The organism is Allotamlana fucoidanivorans, assembly GCF_006265225.1.
Taxonomy (GTDB): Bacteria; Bacteroidota; Bacteroidia; order Flavobacteriales; family Flavobacteriaceae; genus Allotamlana; species Allotamlana fucoidanivorans.
This window is the reverse complement of sequence record NZ_VDCS01000005.1, coordinates 278,456-291,009: the sequence shown is the minus strand read 5'-3', so window position 1 is coordinate 291,009 and position 12,554 is coordinate 278,456. Positions and strand designations below refer to the sequence as shown.

Sequence of the window (12,554 nt, the reverse complement as noted above, 5' to 3'; positions counted from 1 at the left end):
ATATTACAGGTGTAAAATTACATCACAGTTTAGGGTTTGATTAAATCCCTAATTAGTCAAAACATGTACTATTTTGTCTTTATTTAATATATTTGTTTGTGTATTATGAAAATTAGAACATAATGAAAGCCATTTTTGAACCCATTTCAAATGATTTAAATCAATCTTTTCATTATGATATTTTTGAGAAGGATGATTTTGAAACGCCTTGGCATTTTCACCCAGAGTTTGAATTGACATTTATTTGTGAGAGTTCGGGTATAAGAAGCGTTGGTAATTCTATACAGAGTTATTATCCTGAAGAATTAGTGTTATTAGGCTCTAATTTACCACATTGCTGGAAAAGTAATAGCACTAAGAAACATTTAGCAAAATCTGTTTTTATACAGTTTAATAAAGATTTACTTGGAGAAGGGTGGATGAATAAAATAGAGTTTCAGCATATTAAGAAATTGTTGAAGCATAGTGAAAATGGACTTCTTTTTAATACAACCATAGCTAAGAAAGTTGGTAAACAATTGCTAGAGATGCAGGAGTTGCCACCTATGTATAAATTGTTAAATACCGTGGAAATTCTGCATAGATTATCTTTTGAACGTTTTGAAACACTTAGTTTGGGTGGCCATTTTGAAACCAATGTAAAAACTTCATTGAGAATCCAGAAAATTATGAAGTTTGTAGAATCAAATTATCAATTAAAAATAAACTCTCAACAACTAAGTGCATTAGTTTTTATGACGCCAGTTTCGTTTTCTAAATTTTTTAAAAAGTCATTTAATAAAACCTTTACCCAATATTTAAACGAATATAGAATCAGTAAAGCATGTGAATTATTGAGAGCCTCCAATGATTCTATAGAGCAGATTGCCTTTGAGACGGGGTATGTTAATCTTTCTTTTTTTCACCGTCAGTTTAAGGCTATAACCAGATTTACTCCAGCACAATATAGAATGAATTTTTAAAATGATTATATAATAATCGAAATAAGAGGCTTAGTAAGCTCATCATATAACAAAAGCCTTGATTAAATCGCTATAACCAAGGCTTTGCATCTAATTCAAAAAAAACTAACTACTATTTACTATTCTAATTCCATTTTAAATACGTTTGCCAAATCGTTAAGTTCAACATTTGGTACTATAAATTTATATGTTCTTTCGGTTTTTTCCCATTTAACTTCTTGCCCAGATTTTAACTCTACAATACGTTTTACAGGAGAAGCAGGGCCATAACCAATGTTATTTAATTTTCCAAGAGAAACTTCTGTACCAGGTTCCGGCTTACCTAATAAGAATACATAAAGTGCTTTTTTGTCTTTTGAAGTGGTGTATCTTACATCCTCTGCAGTATACTCAACTTTTGCAGACTGCCCGCCATGTGCTCCATCAGCGGCTTTGGCATGCCCGAAGCCATATATATGAAATGGTCTAGTACCATAAACAGATTCACCATAAACGTCAAGCCAACCTCCAACTTGGGTTAAAAGGTCTCTTTGTTCTTGATTTATAGTGCCATCTGCCATTGGAGATATATTTAATAAAACCACACCATTTTTACTCCAAACATCAATCATGTTTCTAAGTAAAATTTGTGGTGTTTTGTAAACTTGTCCTTTAGTATAGCACCAACTTCCTTTGTCACTTACAGTAATATCTGTCATCCATACGGTTTCAGAGACGTCTTTCTTACCGCCTTGTTCAATATCTAAAACACTCATAGATTTAGGTAAATCATCATGTTTAGCAACCAGTACAGTTTCTTGATTGGTTTTTAAGGCATGATTAAAATAATGAGCGGCCATTTCCTGAATTTTATCTTCAGCAACATGATTAAGCCATACGTCATACCATAACATATCTGGTGAGTATTTGTCAACTACCTCATTAACTTGGTCTAACCAATATTGGTCAAATTCCGCTTGAGGTAAATTACCATAGAACTTTTTTAAATCGGGGTCTTCAGATGATGTAGGGTATTTTGGGTTGTAAGCAAAATGGCTGTTATAGGTATCCCATTTTGTAGAATCACCTTCATGTCTTTGTCTTAATCTAGCATGATGAAACGAAGTCATGGTTTTAAGACCACGTTTTTCTATGGCCTTTAAAATATCTCCCGTAATATCTTTTTTAGGTCCCATAGCTGCTGCATTCCAGGGGTTTATGTCGCTATCCCACATAGCAAAACCATCGTGGTGTTGTGCCACTGGGCCTGCAAATTTCGCTCCAGCTGTTTTAAAGAGCTCAGCCCAGTCTTCAGCATCAAATTTTTCAGCCTTAAATAGAGGAATAAAATCATGATACCCAAATTCTTCTAATGGACCATAATTTTCTTCATGATATTTAGCAAAATCAGGTTTCTCGTTTCTATATAAAAAATAAGGATACCATTCAGTACCATACGCAGGAACACTATACAATCCCCAATGGAAATAAATGCCAAATTTAGAATCTTGAAACCATTCTGGCGCCGCTGTGTGTTCTGCCAATGATTCCCAATTAGGCTCAAATGTTTTTGGGGTTTCAGCCTCGGGCTTTGATATGGTGTTATTGCATGACCAAAATAATAAGGCAACTAAAAGGTATTTAACTATATTATTCATTCAAAAAAAATTAATTATTTCTTCATTTTAATGATGTAAAGGTACAGGTAGTTATGTTTAAATAATATAACTATTGGTTAATATACAGCAACGTTTGATTTTTTTTGAATCAGAACGTGCAAAAACAGAAGATGTCAAGTTTATTTAAAGTTTTGATACAGCGTTTTGTGCGGTTCTCAGTTATGGTTTTAAAGCATAATCGCAAAAAAAAAAGCGAGCTTCAAATGAGAAGCTCGCTTTTGGTTATTTTCAAAATGAAATCTTTTTATTTATTCATGTTTTTTATTTGATCTTTGAATGTGTCAAGATCAACACCATTATTTACAAGTGTAAGTGCTTTATCCACTATATATTTCACATTTACGGCATGAAACCCTAAGCCGACACCAATTTTATTTAATAATTTATGCTCAGAGTCTCCTTTTATTTGGTCTACATGAACCATTCTTACCAAATCATAAAGACGCTCTAAACGTAGGTCATATTCAACGGGAGGGTTGATTGGGTGTGTTTTGTAGTTTTTTAAAATGTCCTTATACTGTGCTTCACTAATATCTAGGTTGTGAGCCAAACGATCTAAAAACGCTTGTTCTTCAGGGGTAATAATGCCATCATCCATGGCTACACGCACTATAGCAGCAAAATGTCCTTCATTTCGCCTTTTAAAACCTCCATCAAATAAGTTTGAAAATGACATATGTTTTGTGTTTTGTTAGTTACACAAACCTACATATTTTTTTTGTTTATTAATAGAGTTCGCATTCATAATTTTAACGCATTCATAATAAGAATTTGCCAAATTAAATACGCTAAGATGTATATTTGCAACTTAAAATGCAATTAGGTGAGTATAAGTGACCTCTCTCAAACCTATATACAGGCTTTGCAAACGCAAAATCTGCAGGATTGTCTTACCAAAAACCAAAATAAAATTCATGTAAAAGGCCTAGTCGGCTCTTCATTATCATTTGTAATATCAAGTGTTTTTAATACTATTAATAGGCCATTTTTAATGGTTTTTAATGATAAAGAAGAAGCTGCACACTATCTAAATGATTTAGAGCAATTATTAGGTGATAAAGATGTTTTGTTTTATCCAGGAAGTTACAGGCGGCCCTATGAAATTGAGGAAACTGATAATGCTAATGTGCTTCTTAGGGCTGAGGTTTTAAACAGAATTAATTCTCAAAAGAAACCAGCCATTATAGTCACCTATCCTGATGCTCTTTTTGAGCAGGTGGTCACTAGAAGAGAACTGGAACGTAACACCCTTAAAGTCTCTGTTCAGGATAATTTATCTATTGATTTTGTAAATGAAATATTATTTGAATATAAATTTAAGCGTGTCGATTTTGTTACTGAGCCAGGAGAATTTTCTGTTCGGGGTGGTATTGTTGATGTGTTTTCATTTTCGCATGATGAGCCTTATAGAATTGAGTTTTTTGGTGATGAAGTAGATAGTATTAGAACCTTTGATGTTGAAACACAACTTTCTGTAAATCAGGTTAAAAAAATCAATATTATTCCTAATGTAGCCAATAAATTGGTTGAAGAGAAAAGACAAAGTTTCCTTAAATACATTGCTCAAAAAACGGTGGTTTGCTTAAAGAATGCAGATTTATTGTTTTCAAGGATTGATGATTTTTATGCTAAAGCAGAAGAGGCTTTTGAAACCCTTTCTGAAACGATAAAGCACACCAAACCTCAGGAACTGTTTTGTAATTCAATATTGCTTAAAAAACAGCTTTTAGAGTTCTCTATATTAGAATTTGGGCCCACTTCATTGTTTTCAAATGCCTATAAAAGCATTGAAACTATTACTTATCAAACCACGCCACAGCCATCATTCAATAAACAATTTAATCTTTTAATAGAAGACTTAAATACCAACCATAATAAAGGATATGTTAATTACATAGCTTGTGTTAGTGAGCAACAAGCCAAAAGATTTCATGATATTTTTGATGACGTTGAAGTAGAGGTGGTGTACAAAACGGTTGTATTGTCCTTGCATCAAGGTTTTATTGATCATGAGGCTAAATTAGCCTGCTATACAGACCATCAAATTTTTGAAAGATATCATAAATTTCATCTAAAAAACGGCTATGCTAAAAAACAAGCCATTACACTAAAGGAGCTTACCAATTTAGATATAGGGGATTATGTAACGCATATAGACCATGGTATTGGGCGTTTTGGCGGGCTTCAAAAAATAGATGTAGAAGGAAAAAAACAAGAGGCTATTAAATTGATTTATGGAGAACGTGATGTGCTGTATTTAAGCATTCATTCGTTACATAAAATCACAAAGTTTAATGGCAAAGATGGTAAACCACCTAAAATATACAAATTAGGTAGTAATGCTTGGAAAACCTTAAAACAGAAAACAAAAGCACGTGTCAAGCATGTAGCTTTTAATCTGATTAAATTATATGCAAAGCGTAAAACAGAAAAAGGCTACCAATATAATCCGGATAGTTATATGCAGCACGAACTAGAGGCATCTTTTATCTATGAAGATACTCCTGATCAAAGTTTAGCAACGGCTGATATTAAGGCCGATATGGAAAGTGAACGCCCTATGGATCGCTTGGTATGTGGTGATGTTGGTTTTGGAAAAACTGAAGTCGCTATAAGAGCTGCTTTTAAGGCGGTTGATAATGGTAAGCAAGTGGCGGTTTTGGTGCCAACAACCATATTAGCCTATCAACATGCCAGAACCTTTAGGCAACGGTTGAAGGATTTTCCTGTTGCTGTGGATTATGTGAATAGATTCAGAACCGCAAAAGAAAAAAGAGTAACTCTTGAAGCTTTAGAGTGTGGTGAGGTTGATATTATTATAGGTACGCATCAATTAGTCAATAAAAATGTAAAATTTAAAGATTTAGGACTACTTATTGTTGATGAAGAACAAAAATTTGGCGTTGCTGTAAAAGAAAAGCTTAAAACGATTAAGGATAATGTTGATGTATTAACGCTTACAGCAACACCTATTCCAAGAACCTTACAGTTTAGTTTAATGGCAGCCAGAGATTTATCGGTCATTACCACACCTCCACCAAACAGATATCCTATAGAGAGTCATGTAATCAGATTTAATGAAGAAACCATCAGAGATGCTATTAGCTATGAAATTGAGCGGGGCGGTCAAGTCTTTTTTATTCATAATAGAATAGAGAATATCAAGGAAGTGGCTGGCATGCTACAACGCCTTATTCCTGATGCCAAAATTGGTGTGGGTCATGGACAAATGGAAGGAAAAAAACTAGAACAACTCATGCTGGCTTTTATGGATGGTGCTTTTGATGTTTTAGTAAGTACCACGATTATAGAAAGTGGCTTAGATGTGCCCAATGCCAATACCATCTTTATAAATAACGCTAATAATTTTGGGTTGAGCGATTTGCATCAAATGCGGGGTAGAGTGGGGCGTAGTAATAAAAAGGCGTTCTGTTATTTCATTACTCCAGAATATTCAGCCATGACTGATGATGCCAGAAAACGCATTACCGCCCTTGAACAGTTTACAGAGTTAGGCAGTGGATTTAATATTGCCATGAAAGATCTTGAAATAAGAGGCGCAGGTGATTTATTAGGTGGTGAACAAAGCGGGTTTATTAATGAAATAGGATTTGATACCTACCAAAAAATATTAAACGAAGCTATTGAAGAACTTAAAGAAAATGAGTTTAAAGATTTGTATAATGAACCAGAGGAAAAGAAGGTTTATGTTAAGGATGTAACTATTGATACTGATTTTGAATTGCTTTTCCCTGATAGTTACATCAATAATATAGCTGAAAGATTAAGCTTGTATACACAACTTAATGATTTAAAATCCGAAGATGAATTGCATACCTTTGAAAAGGAATTGATAGATCGTTTTGGAACCTTACCAAAACAGGTGACCGATCTGTTAAATAGTGTCCAAATTAAGTGGTTGGCTACAAAAATTGGTTTTGAAAAAGTGGTGATGAAGAAAGGAAAGTTGATAGGTTATTTTATTCATGATCAGCAAAGTAGTTTTTATCAAAGTGCTAGTTTTACTAGAGTTTTACAATACGTTCAAACCAATCCAAGAGCTTGCAAAATGAAGGAGAAACAAACAAGAAACGGACTTAGGTTAATGCTTACATTTGAAAATATAAAATCGGTAAAACAAGCGTTAGATGCTTTAAAGCCCATTATGGCTCAATAATTGTTTTTAACAGAAGTATGAAACATATCATTTTAATCCTATATCTTATTCCTAGTTTTTTGTTGGGGCAACATGTTATAAAAGGAACGTTTAGCCCAGCAGAAAGCTATAACGTTTTATTGTTGTATAAAGTAACACCAACCATTTCAGAGTATGTTGCCAATGCAAAAATTGATGATATGGGCAAGTTTGAAATAAAATTAGATTCCACCATTCAAAAAGGTGTATATCGATTAGTTTATGCTATGCCTCAAGAAGACTATAACTTTGATGTGATTTATAACGGAAAAGAGGATGTAGAACTTAAGTTTAATGCTGAAACAGGCGTAACTTATGAAAGTTCGTTTGAGAACAGGCTTCTAACCTCTTATACCAACAGCATGTCAATGGTAACGCAAAGCATTGGAAATTATTTTAGAAGAAAAAGTCGAGACACCACAGCTTTAAATACCATTTTTAAAACTCAACGCGAAACTCAGGCAAATTATGAAAATGCAGCAAAAGGGACTATAGCCTTAGAGTTTATTAAAGCAAATAAACCCTATACGCCCAAAGGATATACAGATATCGACTTGTATATAAAAAGCTTAAAAAAACATTATTTTGATTTTGTAGATTTTAGTAATCCAACCTTGCAAAGCTCTAATTTCTTAACGGAAAAAACGTTGAATTATGTGTTTGGTATGTCGTCTAAGAATGCAGATAAAATAACAACATTTAAACAAAATATTGATGTTGTTAGCCAAAAAATGAAAGTGGCTCCCATTGAAATACAGCGTATCTTATTATTTGATTTGTGGCAGCAAATGGCAGATTTAAAAATAGAACCTGTGGCAAATTATATTGCTGAAGAATATTTAATGGATATAGCCGTAAAGCTTAATGATCAGGAGTTATTACATACACTGATATTATATAAAGACCTTTCAAATGGTACAAAGGCTCCTGATTTTTCTTTGGAAGTTGATGGAAAAAATAAGGGTCTAGGAAAATTAAGTAATCTTAATGTAGCGGAACATTATGTTCTGATATTTTGGAGCAGCGGATGTTCTCATTGTTTAGATGAGGTACCACAGTTAAAAATGTTTGTTGATGAACTTCCAAAAGTAACAGTTAAGGTAGTAGCGATTGGCCTTGAAGATGAGCCCACTAAATGGAATGCTTTAATACCAAAATATTCAGATTTTATTCATGTTTATGGCCAAGGTAAATGGGAAAACCATATAGCTGCATCTTATGGTGTAAAGTCAACTCCAACGTATTTTATCCTTAATAAAGCTAAAGAAATATTGGATAAGCCTGAAGATTTTGAAGCGGTGAAAGCCTTTTTTAAGAATAAAGTGTCTAAAATTAGTTCAGAATAAAGCCTTAAAAGTGATAAAAGGCATTTTGTAGATGTTCTATGTCAAAGGTGTTGTTGCTGGTTTTCACTATGGCAATAATGTCAAAGCGAACATCAACATCTAGAGCATTGACTATAACGTATTCATTAACAGCTTTTACAAGATTTTTTATTTGATTGGGTTTAACAAAATCTTGAGGGTTGCCAAAATCTGTACCAGATCGGGTTTTCACTTCAATAATAGCTAGGGTGTTATTAATTTTAGCAATAATATCTACTTCGGCCTTATCAAACCTATAATTTCGTGCCATGATTTCGTACTGTTTATCAATAAGATAATCAACAGCTAGTTGTTCTCCTTTTTTGCCTAGATCATTGTGTTTAGCCATAACTATCCTCTAAATAAAAAGAAATCATCTTTCATGTGCTCAATTTTTGCGTCTTGATTGGTTATGATATAGTCAATGGCTTGCGATGTAAATTTTTCTCCTTTTTTGGTTAGGGAAACAATGTTTTTATCAAACTTTATCATATTATTTTTCAGGGCCAGCTCTAAAACGGTTTTTGAACGTACTTTTTGCCAATTTATATGTTCGTTAAGGTGGTTAACGTGGCGTTCTGTTTCTTCGGTGTGATTTTTTAAATGCAATAAAAAGGTAAGTAGAGATACCTCTGTACGTTGTTGTTTTTCTCTGTACAGAACAGCAATAATTCCTTTGTTTGGTGCAAATAAATAGAGCAGTAAAAACACCAGACCTAGCATGGTGGTTATGGAGCCAGCTATTGAAGCGTCTAGTGCATGGGCTACCCAATAGCCTGAAATGGCACTAAAAATACCAAAGCAAATGGCATAGAGAAGCATACGTTTTAAATCATTGGTTAGTAAATAGGCTGCTGCTGCGGGCGCAATCATTAAAGCAACCACAAGTATGGCGCCAACTGCATCAAAAGCACCCACTGTGGTAATGGAAGACATTGTCATTAGCCCATAATGAATCAGTGCTGGAGAAAAACCTAAAGAGGCTGATAACCCAGCATCAAAGGTGCTTACTTTTAATTCCTTGAAAAATGCAAAGAGTAAAATCACGGTGATAATAAGAATACAGCCAATAATCCATAACGATTTTGGACCTAAATCAAATCCCGAAACTACAAATCTGTCAAAAGGCGCAAAAGCCAGTTCCCCTAATAAAACGGCATCTACATCTAAATGTACATCATTGGCATTTTTAGCAATTAAAATAACTCCAATACTAAACAAAATAGGAAATACCAAGCCAATGGCGGTGTCTTCTTTTACCAATCCAGTTTTTTGAATGTACTCCACTAAAACTACCGTAATGATGCCAGTTATAGCCGCAAGAACAATGAGAAAGGGTGAATTTAAATCGTGAGTGATGAAAAATCCAATAACTATACCAGGTAAAATAGAATGACTTATCGCGTCACTAATCATAGCCATTTTTCTAAGTACCAAGAAGGTGCCAGGAATAGCACAAGCTATGGCAACAATGCAGGCAATGAGTTGTATTTCAAATTGAGCGCTAGTCATTTGTCTTCTCTTGTTGGTTATACAAATTGGTAGCGGTTTTAAAACCTTCTTCGGTTAAGTGCCACATGTTTCCATCAATCTTCACATAATTTTTTCTCACCAGTTGTTGAAGTGTACTTTTAGTAAAACCCTGAAAATTGTTTAGTATTTTTATAGCATGCGGGTGCGAAATATTGTCATGCGTTTCAGCGATGCGAAACATAAAGGCCAAGGTTTTATGTTGTTGTAGGTCGCGTCTGTTTTTTATAAAACGAATTTGTTTAAAGAGCAATCCTCTGCTTGGTGAAAATATAAAAGAGAACAATACGAAAACCCCAGCGATAATGACTATAACAGGACCTGTGGATAAATTATTTTGAGAGGCGCTAATAGCGGTACCAAAAACGCCAGAGAACGCTCCAAAAGTTGCCGATAAAACAATCATTATACCCAGACTGTTGGTCCATTGTCTGGCAGCTGCAGCTGGAGCTAGTAGCATAGCGCTCATTAAAACAACACCAACGGTTTGTAGACCTAAAACAATGGCTAGTACAATAAATGAGGTAATGAGAACATCAATGAACTTTGTGTTAAATCCTAATGTTTTGGTATAATCGGCATCAAACAGTAGAATTTTAAACTCTTTCCAAAAAAGAAGTAGTACAAATAGACAAATGCCGGTAACTATAGCCATCATCCAAACGTCACTTTCTACTAAAGTGGCTGCCTGACCAAAAAGGTATTTATCTAAACCCGCTTGGTTGGCATTAGGTTGTTTTTGAATGAAAGTAAGTAACAACATCCCAAAACCAAAAAACAAAGACAGAATAAGTCCGAGTGCCGTATCAGACTTTAAATGGGTCTTTTTTATGATACTACGAATCCAAAAGGTGCCTATAAGACCACTTATTAAAGCCCCAAGAAGTAACACATGACTATCTTTAGTGCCTGTTAACAGAAACGCTAAGGCTATACCTGGCAAGGCTGCATGAGAGATGGCATCCCCTAAAAGACTCTGTTTTCTTAGCACCGCAAAGCTGCCTAGCATGCCAGTTACAGCACCCAAAATAGCGGTGCCCAGTGTGATGGTTCTAAGGGTGTAATCGGTAAAAACCAGTTTTATATATTCTGATACATCCATGACTTATTCTTGAATACTAACCTTGTAATTGATGCCATAGGTTTTGGTTAAATTATCATCATTGAATATGTCTTTAACCGGACCCGTAGCAATTTTTTTCACGTTTAAGAAGGTTACCCAATCAAAATACTCAGGTACCGTTTGTAAATCATGATGTACTACAATAACAGTTTTTCCTGCCTTTCTGAGTTCTTTTAGAATGTTTATTATAGCAATTTCAGTAGTGGCATCAACACCTTGAAAGGGTTCATCCATAAAATATATGGAAGCGTTTTGCACCAAGGCCCGTGCTAAAAAGATACGTTGTTGCTGTCCGCCTGAAAGTTGGCTGATTTGCCTATTTTTAAAAGGAAGCATACCTACTTTTTCAAGTGCTTCAAGAGCTGCTTTTTTTTCTTTTTGCCCTGGACGTTTTATCCAACCAAGGCTACCATAAGTTCCCATCATAACCACATCAAGTGCTGTGGTTGGAAAATCCCAGTCTACACTTCCTTTTTGAGGCACGTAAGCTACCAATGCTTGTTGTTTTTTATAGGGTTTTCCGTAAATCCTTACACTGCCAGCAATAGGTTTTAAAATACCTAAAATAGACTTGATTAAAGTAGATTTCCCAGCGCCATTGGGCCCTACAATGGCCATAAGGACACCTTCAGGAATTTCTAAATCAATATCCCAAAGTACCGGTTTGTAGTTATAAGCTACGGTAAGGTCATCTATTTGTACAGCTATTTTATTACTCATATTCTTTTTTTAGCCCTGATAGAAGCGGCATCCTTTTTTGAGGAACGAGAAAAAGATACAGCGTATAGCAGGATTTTGCTTCAAATTACATTATTTTAACGCATTAACAATGGTATTAACATTGTATTTAAACATGCCAATATAAGTGCCTTCAATTGTGCCTTTGTCACCCAAAGCATCCGAGTATAGTAATCCTCCAATAGTAACATGATGGCCTTTTGAATTCACTGCGGCCTGTAAGGCTTCAACGGTTCGTTTTGGTACCGAACTTTCCACAAAAATGGCTTTTACTTGTTTTTCTATGATAAAGTTTGATAGATTTTGAACGTCTTGTACGCCTGCTTCTGTTGCGGTTGATAAGCCCTGCAGGCCTACTACTTCAAAATCAAACGCTTTTCCAAAATAATTGAAGGCATCATGTGCTGTGACTAAAATACGTTGTTCTTGAGGCAACTCATCGATTTTATCGTATACTTCTTTTTTAAGCTTATTTAGTTTTTCAATATAGACTTTTCTATTTGATGCAAAAACGGCACTTTTCTCCGGTATTGCTTCCGAAAGGTAATACTCAACAAAAACAGCAACTTCTTTCCAATAATCAATATCAAACCAAATATGCGGATCATAATTTGAAGCAAAATAGTCAGAACCAATGAGGGTGTTCTTGTCAATAGCAGCTGAGATGGCAATGGTTTTTTTGTTTTTCATTTTTTCAAAAACTTCAACCAGTTTGCCTTCCAGATGTAAGCCATTGTAAAAAATAAGATCGGCGTTGTATAGTTTGGTAACGTCCCCTTCACTGGCTTTGTATAAATGCGGATCTACACCACTACCCATTAGGCCTTGTAGATTGACTTCATCTTGGGCAATATTTGTAACTAAATCTGTGATCATGGTGGTTGTAGTGACCACATTGAGTTTACCATTTGTTTCTTTCTCATTTTTACAATTGAGAAAGAGTAATGATATGAAAAGTATAAAGATTGATTTTTGCATGGTTAA

At 34.6% G+C, this 12,554-nt stretch carries 10 protein-coding genes; 3 read left to right on the top strand and 7 right to left on the bottom strand.

From position 1 onward, the window contains the following. Positions 1 to 122 precede the first annotated feature (122 nt). Positions 123 to 962 (top strand): AraC family transcriptional regulator, encoded by an 840-nt coding sequence (locus FGF67_RS06835; RefSeq protein WP_139696061.1) that lies wholly within the window; start codon positions 123 to 125, stop codon positions 960 to 962. Positions 963 to 1,081: 119 nt separating this feature from the next. Here FGF67_RS06835 and FGF67_RS06830 read toward each other — a convergent pair whose 3' ends face one another. After that, positions 1,082 to 2,599: an alpha-L-fucosidase gene (locus FGF67_RS06830; protein WP_139696059.1), complete on the bottom strand. Its 1,518-nt coding sequence runs from the start codon at positions 2,597 to 2,599 to the stop codon at positions 1,082 to 1,084. 265 nt (positions 2,600 to 2,864) lie between these two features. Beyond that, positions 2,865 to 3,296: a tellurite resistance TerB family protein gene (locus FGF67_RS06825; protein ID WP_139696057.1), complete on the bottom strand. Its 432-nt coding sequence runs from the start codon at positions 3,294 to 3,296 to the stop codon at positions 2,865 to 2,867. A gap of 147 nt (positions 3,297 to 3,443) precedes the next feature. Between FGF67_RS06825 and mfd the strand changes: the two genes are divergently transcribed. Beyond that, a complete protein-coding gene (gene mfd, locus FGF67_RS06820) occupies positions 3,444 to 6,797 on the top strand; it encodes a transcription-repair coupling factor (protein WP_139696055.1) in 3,354 nt (1,117 codons plus the stop codon). 17 nt (positions 6,798 to 6,814) lie between these two features. Continuing rightward, on the top strand, positions 6,815 to 8,161 hold the full coding sequence (locus tag FGF67_RS06815; RefSeq protein WP_139696052.1) for a TlpA family protein disulfide reductase: 1,347 nt from the start codon (positions 6,815 to 6,817) through the stop codon (positions 8,159 to 8,161). 4 nt (positions 8,162 to 8,165) lie between these two features. Here FGF67_RS06815 and FGF67_RS06810 read toward each other — a convergent pair whose 3' ends face one another. From FGF67_RS06810 to FGF67_RS06790, 5 genes are all read right to left on the bottom strand, one after another. Then, complete coding sequence (locus tag FGF67_RS06810) at positions 8,166 to 8,528, bottom strand: YraN family protein (RefSeq protein ID WP_139696049.1); 363 nt, start codon at positions 8,526 to 8,528, stop codon at positions 8,166 to 8,168. Positions 8,529 to 8,530: 2 nt separating this feature from the next. Then, positions 8,531 to 9,691 carry a metal ABC transporter permease gene (locus FGF67_RS06805; RefSeq protein WP_139696047.1) on the bottom strand — a complete coding sequence of 387 codons (1,161 nt, stop codon included), beginning with the start codon at positions 9,689 to 9,691 and terminating at the stop codon, positions 8,531 to 8,533. After that, positions 9,684 to 10,811, bottom strand: coding sequence for a metal ABC transporter permease (locus tag FGF67_RS06800; protein WP_139696045.1), 1,128 nt, complete (start codon positions 10,809 to 10,811; stop codon positions 9,684 to 9,686). The genes FGF67_RS06805 and FGF67_RS06800 overlap by 8 nt, the downstream gene beginning before the upstream one ends. A 3-nt stretch (positions 10,812 to 10,814) precedes the next feature. Next, a complete protein-coding gene (locus tag FGF67_RS06795; protein WP_139696043.1) occupies positions 10,815 to 11,552 on the bottom strand; it encodes a metal ABC transporter ATP-binding protein in 738 nt (245 codons plus the stop codon). 90 nt (positions 11,553 to 11,642) lie between these two features. Further along, positions 11,643 to 12,548, bottom strand: a complete 906-nt coding sequence (locus FGF67_RS06790; protein ID WP_139696041.1) for a metal ABC transporter solute-binding protein, Zn/Mn family — start codon at positions 12,546 to 12,548, stop codon at positions 11,643 to 11,645. Between the last annotated feature and the right edge of the window lie 6 nt (positions 12,549 to 12,554).